The 20,146-nt window shown below is 75.0% G+C and carries 19 protein-coding genes, 1 tRNA gene and 2 pseudogenes; 14 read left to right on the forward strand and 8 right to left on the reverse strand.

Translation table 11 applies throughout. The features are described from left to right. The 12 genes and pseudogenes from NP075_RS04415 to NP075_RS04465 all read left to right on the forward strand — a co-directional run. Nucleotides 1-933 carry a TatD family hydrolase gene (locus NP075_RS04415; RefSeq protein ID WP_227564096.1) on the forward strand — a complete coding sequence of 311 codons (933 nt, stop codon included), beginning with the start codon at nucleotides 1-3 and terminating at the stop codon, nucleotides 931-933. Between the two features lie 151 nt (nucleotides 934-1,084). Then, a complete protein-coding gene (locus NP075_RS04420; protein ID WP_227564097.1) occupies nucleotides 1,085-2,281 on the forward strand; it encodes a resuscitation-promoting factor in 1,197 nt (398 codons plus the stop codon). A gap of 260 nt (nucleotides 2,282-2,541) precedes the next feature. Beyond that, on the forward strand, nucleotides 2,542-3,804 hold the full coding sequence (locus NP075_RS04425; RefSeq protein ID WP_227564098.1) for a resuscitation-promoting factor: 1,263 nt from the start codon (nucleotides 2,542-2,544) through the stop codon (nucleotides 3,802-3,804). A 479-nt stretch (nucleotides 3,805-4,283) separates the two neighbouring features. Next, nucleotides 4,284-5,306, forward strand: a complete 1,023-nt coding sequence (locus tag NP075_RS04430; RefSeq protein ID WP_227564099.1) for a ribosomal RNA small subunit methyltransferase A — start codon at nucleotides 4,284-4,286, stop codon at nucleotides 5,304-5,306. Then, nucleotides 5,303-6,238, forward strand: a complete 936-nt coding sequence (locus NP075_RS04435; protein ID WP_227564100.1) for a 4-(cytidine 5'-diphospho)-2-C-methyl-D-erythritol kinase — start codon at nucleotides 5,303-5,305, stop codon at nucleotides 6,236-6,238. Before NP075_RS04430 ends, NP075_RS04435 begins: the two co-directional genes overlap by 4 nt. A gap of 31 nt (nucleotides 6,239-6,269) precedes the next feature. Further along, nucleotides 6,270-7,667, forward strand: a complete 1,398-nt coding sequence (locus NP075_RS04440) for a sensor histidine kinase (RefSeq protein ID WP_227564101.1) — start codon at nucleotides 6,270-6,272, stop codon at nucleotides 7,665-7,667. Further along, on the forward strand, nucleotides 7,664-8,323 hold the full coding sequence (locus NP075_RS04445; protein WP_227564102.1) for a response regulator: 660 nt from the start codon (nucleotides 7,664-7,666) through the stop codon (nucleotides 8,321-8,323). The genes NP075_RS04440 and NP075_RS04445 overlap by 4 nt, the downstream gene beginning before the upstream one ends. A 128-nt stretch (nucleotides 8,324-8,451) precedes the next feature. Then, the gene (locus NP075_RS04450) at nucleotides 8,452-9,363 is read left to right on the forward strand and encodes an ABC transporter ATP-binding protein (RefSeq protein ID WP_227564103.1); all 912 of its coding nucleotides are present in this window, start codon (nucleotides 8,452-8,454) and stop codon (nucleotides 9,361-9,363) included. After that, nucleotides 9,360-10,475, forward strand: a complete 1,116-nt coding sequence (locus NP075_RS04455; RefSeq protein WP_227564104.1) for an ABC transporter permease — start codon at nucleotides 9,360-9,362, stop codon at nucleotides 10,473-10,475. The genes NP075_RS04450 and NP075_RS04455 overlap by 4 nt, the downstream gene beginning before the upstream one ends. After that, nucleotides 10,465-10,593 carry a hypothetical protein gene (locus NP075_RS04460; RefSeq protein WP_255629338.1) on the forward strand — a complete coding sequence of 43 codons (129 nt, stop codon included), beginning with the start codon at nucleotides 10,465-10,467 and terminating at the stop codon, nucleotides 10,591-10,593. The genes NP075_RS04455 and NP075_RS04460 overlap by 11 nt, the downstream gene beginning before the upstream one ends. Nucleotides 10,594-10,601: 8 nt before the next feature. After that, nucleotides 10,602-11,084, forward strand: a pseudogene (locus NP075_RS19140) (ATP-binding cassette domain-containing protein); the annotation flags it as partial. 105 nt (nucleotides 11,085-11,189) lie between these two features. After that, nucleotides 11,190-12,452: pseudogene (locus NP075_RS04465) on the forward strand (ATP-binding cassette domain-containing protein); the annotation flags it as partial. A 101-nt stretch (nucleotides 12,453-12,553) separates the two neighbouring features. On the opposite strand, the gene NP075_RS04470 reads toward NP075_RS04465, so the two are convergent. The 3 genes from NP075_RS04470 to NP075_RS04480 form a co-directional block, all read right to left on the reverse strand. Further along, nucleotides 12,554-12,859 carry a hypothetical protein gene (locus tag NP075_RS04470; protein WP_227564106.1) on the reverse strand — a complete coding sequence of 102 codons (306 nt, stop codon included), beginning with the start codon at nucleotides 12,857-12,859 and terminating at the stop codon, nucleotides 12,554-12,556. A gap of 110 nt (nucleotides 12,860-12,969) precedes the next feature. Beyond that, nucleotides 12,970-13,488: a MarR family winged helix-turn-helix transcriptional regulator gene (locus tag NP075_RS04475; RefSeq protein ID WP_227564107.1), complete on the reverse strand. Its 519-nt coding sequence runs from the start codon at nucleotides 13,486-13,488 to the stop codon at nucleotides 12,970-12,972. A 67-nt stretch (nucleotides 13,489-13,555) separates the two neighbouring features. Continuing rightward, on the reverse strand, nucleotides 13,556-14,161 hold the full coding sequence (locus tag NP075_RS04480; protein ID WP_227564122.1) for a TetR/AcrR family transcriptional regulator: 606 nt from the start codon (nucleotides 14,159-14,161) through the stop codon (nucleotides 13,556-13,558). Nucleotides 14,162-14,284: 123 nt separating this feature from the next. Between NP075_RS04480 and NP075_RS04485 the strand changes: the two genes are divergently transcribed. Continuing rightward, a tRNA-Gln gene (locus NP075_RS04485) sits at nucleotides 14,285-14,356 on the forward strand. A 22-nt stretch (nucleotides 14,357-14,378) separates the two neighbouring features. Here the strand turns inward: NP075_RS04485 and NP075_RS04490 are convergent. Next, nucleotides 14,379-15,659 (reverse strand): MFS transporter, encoded by a 1,281-nt coding sequence (locus tag NP075_RS04490; protein ID WP_227564108.1) that lies wholly within the window; start codon nucleotides 15,657-15,659, stop codon nucleotides 14,379-14,381. A gap of 127 nt (nucleotides 15,660-15,786) precedes the next feature. Next, entirely contained in the window at nucleotides 15,787-16,413 is a 627-nt protein-coding gene (locus NP075_RS04495) for a TIGR00645 family protein (RefSeq protein ID WP_227564109.1), read from the reverse strand. Between the two features lie 213 nt (nucleotides 16,414-16,626). Between NP075_RS04495 and soxR the strand changes: the two genes are divergently transcribed. Next, entirely contained in the window at nucleotides 16,627-17,091 is a 465-nt protein-coding gene (soxR, locus tag NP075_RS04500) for a redox-sensitive transcriptional activator SoxR (protein WP_227564110.1), read from the forward strand. A gap of 30 nt (nucleotides 17,092-17,121) precedes the next feature. On the opposite strand, the gene NP075_RS04505 is transcribed toward soxR, so the two are convergent. The 3 genes from NP075_RS04505 to NP075_RS04515 all read right to left on the reverse strand — a co-directional run bounded on the left by NP075_RS04505 (nucleotide 17,122) and on the right by NP075_RS04515 (nucleotide 20,040). After that, nucleotides 17,122-17,994 (reverse strand): transketolase family protein, encoded by an 873-nt coding sequence (locus NP075_RS04505; protein WP_227564111.1) that lies wholly within the window; start codon nucleotides 17,992-17,994, stop codon nucleotides 17,122-17,124. Next, nucleotides 17,994-18,692: a thiamine pyrophosphate-dependent enzyme gene (locus NP075_RS04510; protein WP_227564112.1), complete on the reverse strand. Its 699-nt coding sequence runs from the start codon at nucleotides 18,690-18,692 to the stop codon at nucleotides 17,994-17,996. Before NP075_RS04510 ends, NP075_RS04505 begins: the two co-directional genes overlap by 1 nt. A 64-nt stretch (nucleotides 18,693-18,756) precedes the next feature. Then, the gene (locus NP075_RS04515; protein ID WP_227564113.1) at nucleotides 18,757-20,040 is read right to left on the reverse strand and encodes a hypothetical protein; all 1,284 of its coding nucleotides are present in this window, start codon (nucleotides 20,038-20,040) and stop codon (nucleotides 18,757-18,759) included. Nucleotides 20,041-20,146 lie beyond the last annotated feature (106 nt).

The following is a 20,146-nucleotide window of genomic DNA, read 5'->3' on the forward strand; positions in this document are numbered from 1 at the left end:
GTGGCACGCAGGAAGCGCGAGACCGGCTGGCCCCCGGCGCCGGAGCCGCTGCCGGCGCCCGTCGTCGACGACCACACGCACCTGGAGTCGGTCGTCGGGTGGCGCGCGGACGGCTGGGACCCGGCCGACGCCGCGGCGCACCCGGACCTGGCCGCGCACCTGGGGCGCGCGGCCGCGGTCGGGGTGACCCGCATGGTCCAGGTCGGGTGCGACCTGGAGGCCGTGGCCTGGACCGACGCGGTGGTGCGGGAGCACCCGGCCCTGCTGGGGGCCGTGGCGATCCACCCCAACGAGGCCGTGCTGCACGCCGGCGTGCGCGAGGTCGCGCCCGACGGGCTGGACCCGGACCCGCAGCCGCGCCACGACGTCATGCTGGACGACGCGCTCGCGGCGGTCGCGGACGTCGCGCGGGACAACCCGCGGGTGCGGGCGATCGGCGAGACGGGGCTCGACTTCTTCCGTGCGGGGGAGCGGGGACGTGCGGTGCAGCGCGAGGCGTTCCGGGCGCATGTCGCCCTGGCCAAGGAGCTGGGGCTGGCGCTGCAGATCCACGACCGCGACGCCCACGACGAGGTCGTCGACGTCCTGCGCCGTGACGGCGCGCCGGAGCGCACGGTGTTCCACTGCTTCTCCGGCGGGGTCGACCTGGCCCGCGTGTGCGCGGACGAGGGCTGGTACTGCTCGTTCGCCGGGCCCGTGTCGTTCCCCGCCAACGAGGACCTGCGAGCGGCCCTGCGCGTGCTGCCCGCCTCCCTGGTGCTCGTCGAGACGGACGCGCCGTACCTGACCGTTCACCCGTTCAGGGGCAGGCCCAACGCGCCGTACCTCCTGCCGGGGACCGTCCGGGCCGTGGCGGAGGCGACCGGGCGGCCCCTGGAGGACGTGTGTGCGCAGGTCAGCGACGTGGCGACGCGCGTGTACGGCCCGTGGTGAGGTGCGCGGGAACGAACCCACCGGTGGCCGCGGAGGTCACGGATCGGCTACGGTCGGTCCGGCACCGGGGGGTGCGACCCGTCAAGGACGCACGACGCGGTGCCGATACGAGCTTCAGGGCAGCGTCCCTCCCGCAGACCCGAAGGACATCGTGACCGGTCACCCGCAGGTGCCGGGCCGTCGCGCGGCACGCGCGCGCGACCGGGCCGCACGCACCGCCGCACAGGCCGTCGTGCTCGCGCTCGTCGCGGGCGGGACCAGTGCGTTCGCCGCGATGCACAAGGACGTCACCGTCGACGTCGACGGCACGCAGGTGCAGGTGCAGACCTTCGGCCGCACCGTGGCGGACGTGCTCGAGGCCGGAGGCGTCGAGGTCGCGGACGGCGACCTGGTCGCGCCCGGGCTCGACCAGGCGGTCGGGCGCACCGGGCAGGTCGTGGTGCGGCACGGGCGCGAGATCGCCGTCGAGGTCGACGGCCGGGAGCAGAAGGTCTGGACCACGGCGCTGACCGTGGGGGAGGCGGTCGAGGAGCTCGGGCTGCGGGACGGCGTGCGCCTGTCGGCGTCGCGCTCGGCCGCCGTGGGCCGCGACGTGCTGCGCGTCTCGACACAGAAGACGGTGCACCTCGTGGTCGACGGTCAGGTCATCGACGGCGTCACCAGCGGGTCCACCGTGCGCGACGCGCTGCGGGAGATCGGCCTCGTGCTCGAGGAGGCCGACCAGGTCTCGGTGCCGCTGGACGCCGCCGCGGTCGACGGGCTCGTCGTGATGGTCACGCGCGCGGCGACGTCGGGCGAGACGGTGACCGAGGCCGTGCCGTTCGAGGTGCGCGAGGTCGAGGACCCCCTGCTCGTCAAGGGCAACAAGGTCGTGAAGTCGAAGGGCCGGGCGGGCCAGCGCACGACGACGTACGCGCTGGAGGTCGTCGGCGGCGTGGTGGTCGGCCGCACTCCTCTCGCGTCGGTCGTGACGGTGCCCGCGGTGGACCAGGTGGTCCACGTCGGCACGGCCGAGCTGCCCGACCCCTCGACGGTCGCCGTCGAGCCGGGCACGGCGCAGGCCATGGGCAAGGCGATGGCCGCCGAGCGCGGCTGGGGCGACGACCAGTTCGCGTGCCTGCTGTCCCTGTGGAACAAGGAGAGCGGCTGGCGCTGGAACGCCGAGAACCGGTCCTCCGGGGCGTACGGCATCCCGCAGTCGCTGCCCGGGTCGAAGATGGCGACGGCCGGTGCGGACTGGCGGACGAACCCCGCGACGCAGATCTCCTGGGGTCTGGGGTACATCTCCGGCCGGTACGGCGACCCGTGCGGTGCGTGGGCGCACTCGCAGGCCAAGGGCTGGTACTGACCTCTCGCGTACCGCCGGCGGGGCGCGCCGGTGCCCCACGAACCGTTTCGCGTGACGTGGCTCTCATGCCGCAGGGGTTGGATCTCGCGTCACAATTCCGTTACGGTCGCGTGTCGCCATTGCACGGAGGGTCGTCGATCCTCGTGCGGTGACACCACGGTGGCCGCAAGCTGCGCCCGCCGAGACCGCCGGGATCGGGGACCCTCCGTCGTGCGGACGCCCACGGTGCTCACGCGCCGCGACGCGGCCCACGTCTCCCTGTGCCCGGGATCGACGACGGCTGGAGCCTCGTGCAGTTCTCGACCCGCCACACCGGTCCGACCTCGTCGGCGACCTCCGCCGGCGCCTCCCACCTCGACACCGCACCCGACGCGGGTGCCCCCGTCTCCCGCCGCCGCTGGCCGCTGATCGCCGCCGGCACCGCCGTGCTGGTCGTCGCCGCCGGTGGCAGCGCCTACGCGCAGGCCCACAAGACCGTCGAGCTCGACGTCAACGGCGAGGTGGAGACCGTCTCGACGTTCGCCGGCTCCGTCGAGGGCCTCCTCGACGCGCAGGACATCGAGGTCAGCGGGCACGACACCGTGTCCCACAGCGGAGCCCTGACCGACGGCGCGCAGATCGTCGTCCGGCACGCGACCGCGCTCGTCGTGGAGCTCGACGGCACCCGCCAGGTCGTCTGGAGCACCGCGCTCAGTGCCGACGAGGCGCTCGACACGCTCGCCGACCGCGCCGGCAACGTCGCCCTCCTCGCGTCCCGCTCGGCGGAGCGCGTCGAGCTGCCGCTGGAGCTCGCCGTGAGCGGCCGCGCCGAGGTCCTCGTCGACGGCACCGTCCTCGACGTGCCCGACGCCGACGCGACGGTCGGCACGGTCCTGGAGGAGACGGGCGTCGCGCTGCAGCCGCTCGACCGCGTCAAGGTCCAGCGCAGCGCCGAGGGCGTCGTGCAGCTCGTCGTGCAGCGCGTCGTCGTGCAGGACGTCGCGACGACCACCGAGGTCCCCTTCACGTCGCGCACCGAGGACGACGCCACGCGCTTCGTCGGCCAGAAGGTCGTCGCGCAGGCCGGCGTGCCCGGCGTGCACACGGTCGTCGACCGCGTCACGACCGTCGACGGCGTCGAGGAGTCCCGCGCGCTCATCAGCGAGGGCGTCACGCAGGCCCCCGTCGAGGAGGTCGTCCAGGTGGGGACCAAGGCGCGACCCGCGCCGACCCCCGCAGCGCCGCGGTCCGGCTCGTCCGCCGGCTCGTCGGCTGCCGGCCCGATCGCCGCGGGCGGCGACGCCGACTCGCTGAACTGGGCCGCGCTCGCGAGGTGCGAGTCCGGCGGCCGCGTCGACGCGGTCTCCTCGACCGGCAAGTACCACGGGCTCTACCAGTTCTCGGTCGCCACGTGGCAGTCGGTCGGCGGCGCCGGCCTGCCGTCCCAGGCGTCGGCCGAGGAGCAGACGGCCCGCGCCAAGATGCTCTACAACCGCTCGGGCGCCGGGCAGTGGCCGCACTGCGGCAAGAACCTGTTCAGCTGACGCACCCCGCCCGCTGCAGAACTGGATTGCTCTCTCACCCCCATGGGGTGAGAGAGCAATCCCCCTCCCGTGGTGAGAGTGCAATCCAGTCCCCCACCCCGGGGTGAGAGTGCAATCCAGTCGCCCCATGTGGTGAGAGTGCGATCCAGTCGCCCCACCCCGGGGTGAGAGTGCGATCCAGTCGCCCCTCCTGTGGTGAGAGTGCAATCCAGTCCCCCCGTGTGGTGAGAGTGCGATCCAGTCGCCCCGTTGCCCGGTGAATGAGCGATCCAGTCGCACCGTCCCCAGGGCGTGCCCGATTGCTCGCTCGCCCTCGGTGACTGGATTGCTCTCTCGGCGGCGGGGTGGGGTGCTGATGACTGGATTGCTCTCTCGTGGCGGGGTGGGGGTGGTGGTGACTGGATTGCTCTCTCGCGGCGGGGTGGGGGTCGGGCGGGGTGGTGCGGGGCGGGGGTGTGCGGGACGTAGGCTCGGGGGCCATGTCGGCGATCACCCTGCTCGGGCCTGCGGAGATCCGCGCGCTCGCGGAGCGCGCCGGTGTGCGACCCACCAAGACGCTCGGCCAGAACTTCGTGCTCGACGCGGGCACCGTCCGCAAGATCGTGCGCCAGGCGGACGTCGTGGCGGGGGAGCGGGTCGTGGAGGTCGGCCCCGGGCTCGGGTCGCTGACCCTCGGCCTCCTGGAGGCCGGCGCCGACGTGGTGGCGGTCGAGATCGACCCCGTCCTGGCGCGCCTCCTGCCGCAGACCGTCGCCGCGCACGTCCCCGGGCTGACCGTCGCCGACGCCGACGAGAGCCGGCTCGCAGGCCTCTCCGTCGTCGACGAGAGCCGGCCTGCAGACCTCGCCGACACCGCGCCGCACCCGGCCCCGTCGCGCACCGTCGTCCTGCGCGACGCGGACGGCCGCGCGCGGCTCACGGTCGTCACGCAGGACGCCCTGACGGTGACCGCGCTGCCCGGCCCGCCCCCGACGGCCCTCGTCGCGAACCTCCCGTACAACGTGTCGGTGCCGGTCCTGCTGACGTTCCTCGAGCGGTTCGACTCGCTCGAGCGCGGGCTCGTCATGGTGCAGGCCGAGGTCGCGGACCGCCTCGCGGCCCCTCCCGGCAGCCGCACGTACGGCATCCCGTCGGCCAAGGTCGCCTGGTACGCGTCGGCCCGCCGCACGGCCACGGTCGGCCGCGCCGTGTTCTGGCCCGCGCCGCACGTCGACTCGGCGCTGGTGCGCCTCGACCGGCGCGAGCCGCCGGCGGCGACGGTGTCGCGGCAGGACGTGTTCGCGGTCGTCGACGCGGCGTTCGCGCAGCGCCGCAAGATGCTGCGCTCCGCGCTCGCGGGCGTCGCCGGCTCGTCCGCCGCCGCGGAGCAGGCGGTGCGTGCGGCGGGCCTCGACCCGCAGGTGCGCGGTGAGCAGGTCGACGTCGTGGGCTTCGCGCGCATCGCCGAGGCGCTCGGCGCCGCCCGGCCCGCGACGCCCGGACCTGGCACAGTGGCACCGTGACGCTGACCCCCTTCGACGATCTGCCCGACCGTGCCGTGCGGGTGCGCGCCCCCGGCAAGGTCAACCTGTCGTTGCGCGTCGGCCCGCGCGAGCGCGACGGCTACCACCAGGTGGTGACGGTGTTCCAGGCCGTGTCCGTCTACGAGGAGGTCGTCGCGACCCCCGCCGACGTGTTCGGCGTCAGTGCGAGCGGGCCGCAGGCCGACGCGGTGCCGACGGACGAGTCGAACCTCGCGCTGCGCGCCGCGCGCGCGGTCGCGGAGCGCGCGGGCGTCGACGACGCCGTGCACCTGCACCTCGTCAAGGGCGTGCCCGTGGCGGGCGGCATGGCCGGGGGCTCGGCGGACGCGGCAGCGGCCCTGGTCGCGTGCGACGCCTTCTGGGGCACCGGCCTGTCGCGCGACGACCTGCTGGAGCTCGCGGCCGAGCTGGGCTCCGACGTCCCCTTCTCGCTCGTAGGGCACACGGCGGTGGGCCAGGGACGTGGGCACCTGCTCACCCCCGCGCTGAGCCGCGGCGAGTTCCACTGGGCGTTCGCCGTGCAGGACCGGGGCCTGTCGACGGCGGCGGTCTACGAGGCCTACGACGGCCTGTGCACCCAGGTCGAGCCGCTGGGCGACGAGGAGGACGTGCCCCTCATGCAGGCGCTGCTCGCCGGCGACGCGGCAGCGCTGGGTGCTGCCCTGCACAACGACCTGGAGAGTGCCGCGATCGAGCTGGACCCGGGCCTGACGGAACCCCTGGCGGTCGCGACCGACGCGGGCGCACTGGGCGTCGTGGTGTCCGGCTCGGGTCCCACGGTCGCGGCCCTCGCGCGCAGCCGGCAGCACGCGCTCGCCGTGGCGGCGGCGTTCACGGCGGCCGGTGTCGCGGACCGCGTGCTCACGGCGAGCGGGCCCGTCCCCGGTGCCCGGGTCGTCGCGGGGGAGTGACCATGAGCAGGACCCGACCGCGAGGCCGGCGATGACGGCGACGAGCGCGGCGCTCGACGTCCTGGCGCGCGGCGACGTCGCGGCGCCCCTGCCGTCGGACCCGGACGAGCCGGGCTGGGAGCGTCCCGCCCCGCCGCAGGACGCGCTGCGCTGGGACGCGCTGGGTGCAGGTGCGCTGTACGTCGGCGCGCTGCTGTCCATGGTGCTGGTGCGGGTGGCCGGTATGTACCCCGACCAGGCGGCGGGCTGGGTCGCGGCACTGATGCTGGCCGCGGTGACCCTGCCGCTCGCCGTGCGCCGGCGGTGGCCCAGCGCGGTGGTGGTGGTCGTCGGGGCGGCGTTCATCACGGCGCAGGCGCTCGGCGTGGTCGAGACGCTCGTCATGAACATCGCGCTCTTCTGCGCGTTGTACACGGTCGGCGCCTGGGAGGCGGACCGGCGGCGCGCGACGGCCGCACGCGGGCTCGTCGTGGTCGCGATGATGGTGTGGCTGTTCGTCGCCCTGTTCATGGTGGCGACGGACCCGGAGACCGCGAAGGACATGCCGGACCAGGTCGGGGTGCTCTCCCCGTTCGTGTCCTTCACGCTGCTGCAGCTGCTGACGAACGTCCTGTACTTCGGTGGCGCCTGGTTCTTCGGGGAGCGCGCGTGGCGCTCCGCGCGCGAGCGCGCCCGCACGGACTTGCGGACCCACCTGCTCGTCGTGGAGCGGCACCGGGCCGAGGAGCAGGCGGTCGCTCTCGAGCGGCTGCGCCTCGCGCGTGAGCTGCACGACGCGGTCGCGCACCACGTGTCGCTCATGGGCGTGCAGGCCGCCGCCGCGCGCACGGTCCTCGCGTCGGACCCCGTCCGCGCGGCCGACGCCCTCGGGCACGTCGAGGACGCCGCCCGGGAGGCGGTGCAGGAGCTGCACGGCATCCTCGGCATGCTGCGTGACGGCGGCGTGACGGTCGGGGCGACCCCCGCGTCGGGGGAGGCGCTCGCGTCGCTCGACCTGGACCGGCTGCCGGACCTCGTCACGCAGGCGCGGGCGGGCGGGCTGGCGGTGGCCTACCAGGAGGTGGGCGAGCCGCGTCGGCTGCGGCCGCTGGCGTCGCTCAACCTGTACCGGATCGCGCAGGAGGCGCTGACCAACATCCGCAAGCACGCGGGTCCGGGCGCCCGGGCGGAGGTCCGGCTGCGGTGGTCGACCGACGACGTCGAGCTGGAGGTGTCGGACGACGGTGGGACGGCGCGCCCGGCGCGCCCGGCCACGTCCGGTGGCATGGGCCTGGTCGGCATGCGCGAGCGCGCGGCTGCGGACGGCGGCACGTTCGAGGCGAGCCGCCGGCGCTCCGGCGGGTTCGTGGTACGCGTACGGCTGCCGCTGGCGGCACCGGTCGACGGCGGGGTCGCGGTGCCGGCCCCCGGGACGAAGGAGCAGGGATGACGACGAGCGTGCGGGTCGTGCTCGCGGACGACCAGGCGCTGCTGCGGGCGGGGATCGGCACGATCCTGTCGGCGCACCCCGGCATCGAGGTGGTCGGCGAGGCCGGCACGGGTGCGGAGGCGGTCGACGTCGTGCGGGCGACGCGTCCCGACGTCGTCTGCATGGACGTGCAGATGCCCGACATGGACGGCCTGGAGGCCACGCGGCGCATCGTCGCGGACCCGGCCGCGCACGCGGCCGTCGTGGTCCTGACGACGTTCAACCGCGAGGACTACCTGCTCGAGGCGCTGCAGGCCGGCGCCGTGGGGTACCTGCTGAAGACGTCGCGGCCCGAGCAGCTCACGGACGCGGTGCTGCGCGCCGCGGCCGGCGAAGGGCTCCTCGCGCCCGAGGTGACGCGCGCGGTCATCGCGCGTGCCGTGCGGGAGCGCACGCCGACGCACCCGGCGCCGCGGCACGCCGTCCCGCTCACCGAGCGGGAGCAGGAGGTGCTCACGCTCGTCGCGCGCGGGCTGAACAACGACGAGATCGCGGCCGAGCTCGTCGTGAGCCGGGCGACGGTCAAGACGCACGTGTCGAACCTGCTGGCGAAGCTGGGCCTGCGGGACCGCGTGCAGGCGGTGGTGTACGCGCACGAGCACGGCCTGGCCTCCTGACGTGCGTCTCCGTCCCGGGACGGAGACGCAGGATCGGCCGGGGGCCGGAGCCGCCGCCCCGCCGTGACGCCTACCGTCGACGGTGGACGCCCGGGGCACCCGGGCGCGGAGGTGGCAGGGGAGGGACGATGCTCGAGCTGCACGGGATCAGCCGGTCGTTCGGCGACCGTCTCGTGCTCGACGACGTGAGCTTCACGGTCGGGCGCGGGCGGCTGACGGGGTTCGTCGGTGGCAACGGTGCCGGCAAGACCACGACGATGCGCATCATCCTCGGGGTGCTGGCCGCGCACGCCGGCACGGTCACGATCGACGGGGTGCCGGTGGGCGGCGCGCAGCGCACGCGGTTCGGGTACATGCCGGAGGAGCGCGGGCTCTACCCCAAGATGCAGCTCGTCGAGCACCTGACCTACCTGGCGCGCCTGCACGGCTTCGACCGTGACGGCGCGACGGGGCGGGCCGAGGTGCTCGTGGAGCGCCTGGGTCTGACCCCGCGTGCCAAGGACCCGGTCGAGAGCCTGTCCCTGGGCAACCAGCAGCGCGCACAGATCGCGGCGGCCCTGGTCCACGACCCGGACGTCCTGGTGCTCGACGAGCCGTTCTCGGGGCTGGACCCGATGGCGGTCGAGGTCGTCCAGGGCGTGCTCGCCGAGCGGGCCGCGCAGGGCGTGCCCGTCCTCTTCTCGTCCCACCAGCTCGACGTCGTCGAGCGGCTGTGCGACGACCTGGTCATCATCGCCGGCGGCAAGGTGCGCGCCGCGGGGACCCGCGAGGGTCTGCGCCGTGAGCACGGCAGGGCCCGGCACGAGATCGTGGCCGAGGGCGACATGGGCTGGCTCCGCGACGTGCCCGACGTGCGCGTCGACGAGCTCGCGGGCGGGTCGGCGGTCTTCGAGGCGCCGGCGGACGTCGCGCAGCAGGTGCTGGGTGCGGCCCTGGCGCGTGGCCCGGTGCGGGCGTTCACGCCGCTGCGCCCGTCCTTGGCGGAGATCTTCCGCGACGTCGTCGCCGACGAGCCCGAGCTGGAAGAGGTGGCCCTGTGAACGCCCGTCCCCCCGCGCCGACGCCCCCCTCGTTGGGCCGCGCGGCGCTGCTCGTCGCCGAGCGCGAGATCACGTCTCAGGTGCGGACGAAGTCGTTCCTCATCTCCACCGCCATCCTGCTGGTCGGCGTCCTGGCGGCGATCGTCGTCAGCTCGGTGATGTCGGGCCGCGACGTCGAGGACGTCCCGGTGGCCGTCGTGACGTCCGTCGCGGGCGTGCTGCCGACGACCGACGGCCTGGCCACCTCCGACGTCGCCGACCGGGACACGGCCGAGCAGGCCGTGCGTGACGGCGACGTCGACGCGGCGGTCGTGCCGGGCAGCGGTCCGCTGGGTGTCGAGGTGCTCGCGATGGACCGCGCCCCCCAGGTGCTGCTGGACGCGCTGACGGTGGCGCCGCAGGTCGAGCTGCTCGACCCGGCGGCGGCGGACGAGGGCGTCCGGTACGTCGTGACGTTCGCGTTCGGCCTGGTCTTCATGATGTCGGCCATCGGGTTCGGCTCGACCATCGCGCAGAACACCGTGACGGAGAAGCAGACGAGGATCGTCGAGATCCTGCTGTCGGCCGTGCCGGCCCGCGCGCTGCTGGCGGGCAAGATCCTCGGCAACTCGGCGCTCGCGCTCGGGCAGACGGCCGCGATCGCCGCGGTGTCGGTGCTCGGGCTGGTGGTCACGGGGCAGGACGACCTGCTGACGATGATCGGTGCGCCGGTCGTGTGGTTCGTCGTCTTCTTCGCCGTCGGGTTCGTCCTGCTGGCGGCGGTGTTCGCGGCGAGCGCGTCGCTGGTCTCGCGGATCGAGGACACCGGGGTGGTGCTGCAGCCCGCCATCTGGCTGACGATGATCCCGTACTTCGTCGTCGTGTTCTTCAGCGACAACGCCCCGGTGCTCACGGCGACGTCGTACGTGCCGTTCAGCGCGCCGGTGGCGATGCCGGTGCGGCTCTTCCTCGGTGACGCGGCGTGGTGGGAGCCGCTGCTGTCGCTCGCGCTGCTCACGGCGTCGTGCCTCGTGGTGATCGCGATCGCGGCGCGGATCTACGAGCGGTCGGTGCTGCGGATGGGTGCGCGCGTGCGGGTCCGTGAGGTCCTCGCGGGAGCGGATGCGGACTGACGACGTGCGGCTCGACGGCGCGCGCGTCTCCACGTCGACCGCGACGTCCGAGCTCGCCGCCGCCGGGCGCGAGCAGGGCGGCGTCTTCGACACCGTGGCGGCTCACCTGGCAGGCTGAGGGACAACATGCCCCACCTTCTCGGCGCCGATCGCGTCCACCTCACCCTCGGTACCCGCACCCTCCTCGACGGCATCAGCCTCGGGGTCGACGACGGCCAGCGCATCGGCGTCGTCGGGCCCAACGGCGCCGGCAAGTCCACGCTGCTGCGCGTGCTCGCCGGCCGTCAGGACCCCGACGGCGGGCGCGTCACCCGCCTCGGGGGCACGCGCGTGGCCCTGCTCGACCAACGCGACGACCTCGGCCCCGGCACCGTCCTCGACGCCGTCCACGGCAGCGCCGACGCCCACGAGTGGGCGTCCGACGCGGGCATCCGTGCGGTGCACACCGGGCTGCTGGCGGACGTCGACCTCGACGCGCCGCTGGCGGAGCTGTCGGGCGGGCAGCGGCGACGCGTGGCGCTCGCGGCGCTGCTCGTGCGCGACGACGAGGTGCTGGTCCTCGACGAGCCGACCAACCACCTCGACGTCGAGGGCGTCGCGTGGCTCGCGTCGTACCTCGTCGACCGGTACGCGCGCAGCAACGGCGCCCTCGTCGTCGTCACGCACGACCGCTGGTTCCTCGACGCCGTGTGCACCCGCACGTGGGAGGTGCACGACGGCGTCGTCGACCAGTACGAGGGCGGCTACGCCGCGTACGTGCTGGCACGCGCCGAGCGCGCGCAGCAGGCCGCGACGATCGAGGGCAAGCGGCAGAACCTGCTGCGCAAGGAGCTCGCGTGGCTGCGCCGCGGGGCCCCCGCGCGCACGTCGAAGCCCAAGTTCCGGATCGACGCCGCGACCGCGCTCATCGCCGACGAGCCGCCGCCGCGCGACTCCCTCGCGCTCGCGCGCACCGCGACCGCCCGTCTCGGCAAGGACGTGCTCGACCTCGAGGACGTCACGTACACGCTGCCGGACGGGCGCGTGCTGCTCGACGACGTCACGTGGCGGCTCGGGCCGGGGGACCGGTACGGCGTCGTCGGCGTCAACGGCGCCGGCAAGACCACGCTGCTGCGCCTGCTCACCGGCAGCGCGGTGCCCACGTCGGGACGCGTGCGGCGCGGCAAGACGGTGCGCGTCGCCGAGCTGCGCCAGGACGTGGAGGACCTCGACGAGGTGGCGGGCCTCACCGTCGTCGAGGCGGTCGAGCGCGAGAAGCGCACGATCGTCGTCGGCGGCAAGGAGCTCACCGCCGCCCAGCTCGTCGAGCGTCTCGGCTTCACGCGCGACCGCGCCCGCACGCTCGTGCGCGAGCTGTCCGGCGGCGAGCGGCGGCGCCTGCAGCTGCTGCGGCTGCTGGTCTCCGAGCCCAACGTGCTGCTGCTCGACGAGCCCACCAACGACCTGGACACCGACACGCTCGCCGCCGTGGAGGACCTGCTCGACGGCTGGCCCGGCACCCTGGTCGTCGTCTCGCACGACCGGTACCTGCTGGAGCGCGTCTGCGACCGGCAGGTCGCCCTGCTGGGGGACGGGAAGGTCCGGGACCTGCCGGGGGGCGTCGAGGAGTACCTGCAGCTGCGCGGTGTCGCGCTCGCCGCCGGCGCCGCGGAGGCGCGGGCCGGCGGCGGCGTCGGGGGAGCCGCCGCCCGGGCAGGGGGAGGCGCCGTGACGTCGTCGCCCGCACCGGCACCCGCGGCCGACGCGCCACCCGCGCCGTCGGCGGCCGAGGTCCGTGCGGCCCGCAAGGAGGTGCAGCGCATCGAGCGGCGTCTGGAGCGCATCGCCGCCCTCGAGGCGGACCTGCACACCCGGATGGCGGCCCAGGCCACCGACCACGCGGCGGTCCTCGCGCTCGACGCCGAGCTGCGGGCCCTGGCGGCCGAGCGCGACGAGCTCGAGGCCGCGTGGCTCGAGGCGGCCGAGACCGCGGGCTGAGCCGTGGCCGGCGACAGCGCGTCCGCGGGCACCACGAGGAGCGCGACCTGCTGTTCCACGCGCTGTCCGACGCGACCCGCCGGCGCCGGCCGGACGCGGGGTCAGTCCTTCGCGTGCGCCGCCAGGTCGACCGCCGCGGCCAGGCCGAGGCCGGGGATCCGCTCGCGGAGCACCCGCACCGCGCGGACCTCGTCGGTGCCGGGGTCGACGCCCGCCTCGCGCAGCAGCCGACGCGCGTAGTCCGCCTTCAGCGTGTCGTCGTCGTGGCGGACGGCCTCGACGAGCTGCAGCGCCCGCTCGAGGCCGGGCCGCTGCTCCGCGGGAGCGTCCGCGAGCGCGTCGCGGAGCACCGCGAGGACCTGCTCACGGCCGTCGACCGGGACGAGAAGCGTCTCCCTGGTGAACACGGGCGTCTCCTTCGCTGTCGCGTGTGCCGGGCGACCACAGGGGCGGGGACGGGATGCACGCTACTGGCGTGCCGCCCTCCCGCAAGCGCACGCCCACGACATCTCGGCCGTCAGGACGCGTCGAACAGCGTGAGCACGTCGCGCAGCAGCTCGGCGAGGCGCTCACGGTCCGCCTCCGGCAGGTCGCCGATGAGGTCCCGCTCGACGGCGAGCAGGTCGGCGAACGCCTCGTCGACGCGCCGCAGGCCGGCCGGCGTGAGCTGGACGAGGACGCCGCGTCGGTCGTCGGGCGAGGGCTGGCGCTCGACGAGCCCCTGCTCGGCGAGTCGGTCGATGCGGTTGGTCATCGTGCCGCTCGTGACGAGCGTCTGCGTCAGCAGCGCGCCGGGGGAGAGGCGGTACGGCTCACCGGCGCGGCGCAGGGCGGCGAGGACGTCGAACTCCCACGTCTCCAGGCCGTGCCGCGCGAAGGCGCCGCGGCGCGCCAGGTCGAGGTGGCGGGCGAGCCGGCTGACGCGCGAGAGCACGGTCAGGGGCCGCACGTCCAGGTCCGGCCGCTCACGCTGCCAGGCGAGGACGATGCGGTCGACCTCGTCGCGGGGCGGGCCGCCGGTGTCGTTCTCGGCCATGGGTCGAGGTTAGTCGACGTCGAGACATCGCCCGTCACGCCGTGCCGCCGTACCGCAGCGCGACACGCTAGGGCGCCGTCGGCTTCGTCAGCTCCGGGCGCCGCTCGAGCGCCTCGAGCCCGTTCCACGCGAGGTTCACCAGGTGCGCGGCGACCTCGGCCTTCTGCGGGCTGCGCGCGTCGAGCCACCACTGGCCGGTCAGCGCGACCATGCCGACGAGCATCTGGGCGTACATGGGGGCGGTGCGGGCGTCGAGGCCGCGCTTCGTGAACTCGTTCGCCAGCAGGTGCTCGACCTGGCTCGCGACGTCGCCGATGAGCGAGGAGAACGTGCCGGTGGCCTGCGCGACCGGGGAGTCGCGCACGAGGATGCGGAACCCGTCCTCCGACGTCTCGATGTACGACAGCAGGGCCAGCGCCGTGCGCTCGACCATCACCTTGGGGTGGCCGCCGGCCTCGAGGGCCTGCGTCAGCGCGCCCGTCAGGGCCTGGATCTCACGGTCGACGACGACCGCGTACACGCCCTCCTTGCCGCCGAAGTGCTCGTACACCACGGGCTTGGACACCTCGGCGCGGGCGGCGATCTCTTCGACGGACGTGTTGTCGAACCCCTTCTCGGCGAAGAGCTTGCGGGACACGTCCAGCAGCTGCGCGCGCCGCTGGGTGCCGGTCATGCGCGCGCGGGACCGCTTGGAGTCGGAGGCCATTGGCCCATTGTGCCGTGCGGGTGCTCCGTGCTGTCGGACGGTCGCCCGACTGCGGGAGCGGCGCGGCGGCCTGGCAGACTGGGGCGCCGGTCCGCCCTGGTGTAACGGCAGCATGCAGGCCTTTGGAGCCTTGCGGTCCAGGTTCGAATCCTGGGGGCGGAGCAGGTGTGCAGCGTCCGGGACCTCAGGCGTCCCCGACGCTGCACGCATCGGGCGTCGTGGCGGCGGTCGACGCGCGCGACCGTCCCGACGCCAGGACCGTCACCGCGAACACCACCGGCACGACCGCGCTCAGCAGCATCCCCACGCGCAGGCCGGTGCCGGTGTCCGGCGGCAGCGCGGCGGCCAGCCCGGCCAGCGGCCCGGCGGCCAGGTCCGCCAGCAGCCCGGCGCCCAGGGGGCCGAAGGTGCCCCCCGCGTCGCCCGCGAGCGCCAGCACCGCGAACATCGCCGCCCCGCCCAGCGGGAAGCGCGCGGACGTCAGGGAGAACGTGCCGGGCCACAGCAGGGCCGTCGCCAGCCCGCACAGCGCGCACGCGACGAGGCTGACGACGGGCACCGCCGCGGTCGCCGCGACGACGTAGCAGGCGGCCGCCGCGACGCCCGACGCCGCGAGCAGCGGCCGCAGCGGCACGTCCTGCCCCCACACGCCGTAGGCGGCCCGACCCAGGCCCATGAGCAGCGCGAACAGCCCGGGGCCGAGCAGGTCGCCGACCTCCTTGGGCACGCCCGTGCCCTGCTCGGCGAAGAACGACGACCACTGCGCCATCGTCAGCTCGGCCGCACCGCCCGTGGTCATGAGGACGAGGGCCGCGAGGAACAGGGGGGTGCCGAACAGGGCGCGCAGGGGCGTGCGGTGCTCGTCGGGGACGGTCGCCGGCATCGGGACGCGCAGCAGCACGACCAGGTTGGCCAGGGGGACCGCCGCCCACAGCACCGGCAGCAGCGGCCACAGGTCGGTGCCGAGCAGCGCGAGCAGCCCCGTCGTCAGGACCACGACCGCGAGCTGGCCCCAGCAGTAGAAGGAGTGCGCGAGCGCCATCCCGGTGGCCTTCGCCTCCGACGGGCTCGGCAGGTGCTCGACGACGGGCGAGACCAGCACCTCGAGCAGCCCGCCGCCGATGCCGTACACGACGACGGCGACGCACAGGCCCGCGAACGGCGAGGGCGCGACCAGGGGCAGGACGGCCAGCAGCACGAGCCCGAGCGCGGCCAGCGCGTGCGCGAGCACCAGCGGGCGCCGGTAGCCGACGCGGTCGACGATGCGCACCGCCACGAGGTCGGTCAGCAGCTGCACGCCGAAGTTCAGCGCGGCCAGTGCGCCGAGCTGCGCGACCGGGACGTCGAGCGACGTGTGGAACACGACGAACAGCAGCGGCGCGAGGTTGTTGACGATGGCCTGGACCACGTACCCCGCGTGGGCGGAGCGGCGGGTGGCGGCGTACGTGAGCGTCGTCGTGGGCACGTCGTCCTCGGTGGCGCGGGGGCGGGGCCCGGTCACTGTCGCACGTGCGGGTCGCGGTCCGCGGCCGGCGGTTCGCAGGACGCACCGCGCCGGCCCGCCACGTCGGCGGCGGACCGGCGCGGCGGCGTCAGTGCGTGGGGCGGGCGGACCCCTGCGACATCCGGTCGATCCACGCGAGCGCGAGGGCCGACGCGACGAACGCGAGGTGGATGAGCGTCTGCCACATCATCGTCTCGCCCGTCACGTGCCCCACCGACGACTCGATGAACGTGCGCAGCAGGTGGATCGACGAGATGCCGATGATCGACATCGCGAGCTTGGTCTTCAGCACGTTGGCGTTGACGTGGCTGAGCCACTCGGGCTGGTCCGGGTGCCCGTCCAGGCGCATGCGCGACACGAACGTCTCGTACCCGCCGATGATCACCATGATCAGCAGGTTCGAGATCATCACGACGTCGACCAGGCCCAGGACGATGAGCATCGTGGTGGCCTCGGTGCCGAAGTCCGCCATCGCCTCGACCTTGTGGCCGAAGACCGCGAAGTCGATGAGGTGCCACAGCTCCTTGAGGAACTGCCAGACGTAGACCACCTGCGCCGCGATCAGGCCCAGGTACAGCGGCAGCTGCAGCCAGCGGGAGAAGAAGATCAGCGACGAGACCGACCGCGCGTAGGTTCGGGTCGGCTCGACGGCTTCGACGGGTTGGGCCGGGCCGGCGTGCGGGACGGTCTCGACGGACGGGTGCGACGACGTCACGGTGCTCCTTGCGCGTGCAGTGGGGGTGCGCCCCGACGGGGCGGCGACGTCTGAACGCGCGACCGGGGCGGCCGGTTCCCGCGCGGCTCGCCGGTGCGGTCACCCGTCGCGGCTCCGCCCGGACCGGCGGCTAGCGTGACGTCGCCCGCGGTCGGTGGTGCGCGGGACGGTGGTGCGCGGCGACGGCAGCGCGCGGGACGGGAGGTCGCAGGCGTGGACTCGTCGCAGTGGCTGTCGGTGGGGGAGGTGAGCCGCCGCACCGGCCTGTCGGTCTCGGCGCTGCACTTCTACGAGCGCGAAGGGCTCATCGCGGCGTCCCGGACCGCCGGCAACCAGCGCCGCTACCCCCGTCACATGCTGCGCCGCATCTCGCTCGTCCTGGTCGCCAAGCGTCTGGGCATCCCGTTGTCGGAGGTGGCGGAGGTCTTCCGCGACCTGCCGATGGACCACGAGCCCACGCGCGCCGACTGGCAGCGGGTGTCCCGTACCTGGAAGGTGCGGCTCGAGGAGCGACGGCGGGCCCTGGAGCGCCTGGAGAAGGAGCTGGTCGGCTGCATCGGCTGCGGCTGCCTGGCGATGCGCTCGTGCGACCTGCTCAACCCCGGCGACGTCCTGGGGTCCCGGGGGACCGGTCCGGTCCGCCTCGCCGGGTCGGAGCCGGAGCCCCGACCCGGCTGAGCGGGCGGTCCGTGCGGTCGTCGCCGGTGCTCAGCCCACCGCCAGGACACGCCGACGGATCCCGGCGGCGTCGATCCCGTGCCACCGGTCGTGGTCCTCGGGTGTCCCGTACCGCCGGACCTCCCGGCGGCCGACCCCGGCGAACGTCAGCCCCACGGCCCGCCCCGCCAGGGCAGCGACGACCTGCGGCGCGGTGCTCGCCTCGAGGTACGGCTCGACGACGACCAGCCGGTCGCGGCCGCGCAGCAGGTCGGCCAGGCCGTCCGCGTCGAGCGGCCAGGGCGTCGACGTGTACGCGAGCGCGACGTCGAGGTCCGCGACCGCCGGCAGGGTCTGCGCGAGCGCGGGTCCGATGGCGAGCACCGCCGTCCCGCCACCGTCCCGCAGCACGTGCAGCCGGCCGTCGGCGGGCAGCGGGTCCGGGTTGGGCCGGGCCGCGAGGCGCACGTACTGCCGGTCGTCGCCGGCCGCGGCCGCGCGCAGCAGCGACTCGGCCTCGTCCGGGTGCCCGGGCGTGTGCACCCGCCACCCCGGCAGGGCGCCGACGAGCGCCACGTCGGCCGGGCACTGGTGGGTGCGGCCCTCGCTGGCCGCGTCGTGGCTGGCGCCGATCGAGACGAGCACGGCACCCAGGTCCTGGTGCGACAGGTCGAGCTTGAGCTGCTCGTAGGGACGCTCGACGAGGAACGGGGCGTAGGAGTGCACGAACGGGCGCAGCCCGGCGAGGGCCAGCCCGGCGGCGACGCCGACGAGCGCCTGCTCGCGGATCCCGACGTTGACGACGCGCCGGGCCACGGGCGTGCCGCGACCGAGGTCGAGGGGCCCGATGTCCGCCAGGACGAGCGCGGTGCGCGGCTCCTGGTGCAGCAGCTGCTCCATGGTCGTGCGGAACCGTGCGCGCATCACGCCCCCTTCCGGGCGGCGCGGACCACCGTCACGTGCGGCCCGTCGGCCGGCCTCGTGAGGGCGGCGTGCAGGGCGTCGTGGTCCGCGGCGTCGGCGTGTGCGGACGACCAGCCCTCGACCTCGAACCGGCGCGCGATCCCGCCCGGCCACCCGAGCGTCGCGGACGCGTTGTCGACCACGACGCACCGCAGCCGGCGCAGGCCCCACCGTCCCGCCAGGGCGATCGCCTCGTGGTTGCTGCCCTCGTCGAGCTCGGCGTCGCCCACCAGGACGTGGACGTCACCCGCCTCGCCGGTCAGGTCGAGCCCGCGGGCCAGCCCGACGGCCAGCGGCAGGCCGTGGCCGAGGGACCCGCTCGAGATCTCCACCCCGGGCACGAGCAGCCGGTCGGGGTGGTGCCCCAGCGGGGCCGTCGGTCCGGCGAGGTCGTCGAGCCAGTGCTCGGGGAAGAACCCGGCGGTCGCCAGCACGGCGTAGTACGACGCCGGCCCGTGGCCCTTGGACAGCAGGAACCGGTCGCGTCCGGGCATCGCGGGGTCGTCGGGCCGCAGGCGCAGGACACGGTCGTGCAGGACCCAGAGCACGTCGAGCGTGGAGTGGGCCGCGGCGTCGTGCTTCTCGTCGCCCGTCAGACGCCGGAGGTTGTGCAGGAGCGCAGGTGGCAGGGGTCTCGGGGGTGCTGTCGTCGAGGTCATGGCAGCACCGTGCAACCTCAACCGACGTCGAGGTCAAGGGGCGTCCGTCGACGTCCCCACGCGGTCACGGGGCGGCGAAGAACCCGTCCTCGCCCGGCACGAAGCGCCAGACCGTCCAGACCCACGCCGCCTGCCCCGCGAGGAGCACGACGAGCAGCGCGCCGCACCACACCGCCCGGCGCGCGCGGCTCCCCGTGACCAGGCCCAGGACCAGCGGCGCGAGAGGGAACGCCAGCAGCGTGAACCTGAAGACGCTGCTGATGAGGTCCGTCACCGCCGCCAGGTACACGAGGTACGCGACGAGCCAGGTGAGCAGCACGGGTCCGAGCCTGCGGGCCGCGGGCCTCGTCAGCAGCCAGGTGACGGCGGCCGCGCCGAGGAGCCCCACGGCGAGGCCCGCCGTGCCGTGCGCGCTCAGCCGGGTCCCGCCGGCGAAGAGGCCGAAGCCCGCGCCGTCCCGCCATGCCTCCTGGGTGCGGACGAACGCGTCCGGCGTGCCGGTGGCCCAGCCCACCCACAGCGGCCACAGCCCCGCCGAGAGGAGCGTCACGGCGAGCAGCACGCCCAGGCGGACGAGCTGCCCGCGCGGCAGGTGCCCCTCGGCCCGCAGCCGCGTCCAGGCGTGCACGACGACGACCACCGCCAGCGGCGCCGCCACCGAACGGGTCAGGCCGAGTGCGAGCACGGGCAGGCAGGCGACGAGGTAGGAGCGCCGGACGACCAGCAGCAGGCTCGTCGCCACCAGGAGCAGCGCGAGGGACTCGGTGTACGCGGTCTGCAGCACGACCGCCGCCGGGTACGCGCACAGCATGGCCACGCTCGCCGGCGGCAGCCCGGGCCAGGCCGCGCACGCCCGCGGTGCGCCGAGCCGCACCACGCGGTCGACGACGAGGACCGCCAGGCCGCCGAGGACCAGTGCCAGCGTCGGCGCCACGACCTCCCACGACGCGCCGGTCACGGCCATGACCCCGCGGCCCAGCAGGGGGAACAGCGGGAAGAACGCCCACTCGTTCATCGCCACGGTGCCGTCCGGGTCCACGGGCAGCTGCGCGGGGTAGCCCTGGGTGGCGATGCGGCCGTACCACCACCCGTCCCACCAGCGGCCGACGAAGGCCTCGTACGGCGGGTGCGCCTGCGGCCACCACCGCTCCCGCGCGAGCGGCTGCCGGTCGGCAGCGAGCAGCAGCAACCCGGCGGTCCAGGCGCGGGACGCGAGGTACACGGCGAGCACCGGGACCCACCAGGGCGGCGCGGCGGCGAACCGGCGCAGGGACGTCGTGCGGCGCACGCTTGCCCCGACGGTCGTGCCCGGTCCGGCGTCCGGCGGGACGAGGGGGGCGTCGGCCACGGCCTCGCCCGGGACCGTGCCGTCGGGGACCGGACCGTCGGCAGCATGACGTGAAGCGCCCATCGTCGACCCCCCGGCTGCGCACCCCCTGCGCCCAGCGTGGCGC

The organism is Cellulomonas wangsupingiae (assembly GCF_024508275.1).
Taxonomy (GTDB): domain Bacteria; phylum Actinomycetota; class Actinomycetes; order Actinomycetales; family Cellulomonadaceae; genus Cellulomonas; species Cellulomonas wangsupingiae.

Bases quoted from the DNA above. Each gene is read 5' to 3' on its own strand.
- NP075_RS04430 (WP_227564099.1), top strand. From the start codon at position 4,284: ATGTCGGCGATCACCCTGCTCGGGCCTGCGGAGATCCGCGCGCTCGCG.
- NP075_RS04440 (WP_227564101.1), top strand. From the start codon at position 6,270: ATGACGGCGACGAGCGCGGCGCTCGACGTCCTGGCGCGCGGCGACGTC.
- NP075_RS04445 (WP_227564102.1), top strand. From the start codon at position 7,664: ATGACGACGAGCGTGCGGGTCGTGCTCGCGGACGACCAGGCGCTGCTG.
- NP075_RS04450 (WP_227564103.1), top strand. From the start codon at position 8,452: ATGCTCGAGCTGCACGGGATCAGCCGGTCGTTCGGCGACCGTCTCGTG.
- NP075_RS04460 (WP_255629338.1), top strand. From the start codon at position 10,465: ATGCGGACTGACGACGTGCGGCTCGACGGCGCGCGCGTCTCCACGTCG.
- NP075_RS04475 (WP_227564107.1), bottom strand. From the start codon at position 13,488: ATGGCCGAGAACGACACCGGCGGCCCGCCCCGCGACGAGGTCGACCGC.
- NP075_RS04480 (WP_227564122.1), bottom strand. From the start codon at position 14,161: ATGACCGGCACCCAGCGGCGCGCGCAGCTGCTGGACGTGTCCCGCAAG.
- NP075_RS04505 (WP_227564111.1), bottom strand. From the start codon at position 17,994: ATGCGCGCACGGTTCCGCACGACCATGGAGCAGCTGCTGCACCAGGAG.
- NP075_RS04510 (WP_227564112.1), bottom strand. From the start codon at position 18,692: ATGACCTCGACGACAGCACCCCCGAGACCCCTGCCACCTGCGCTCCTG.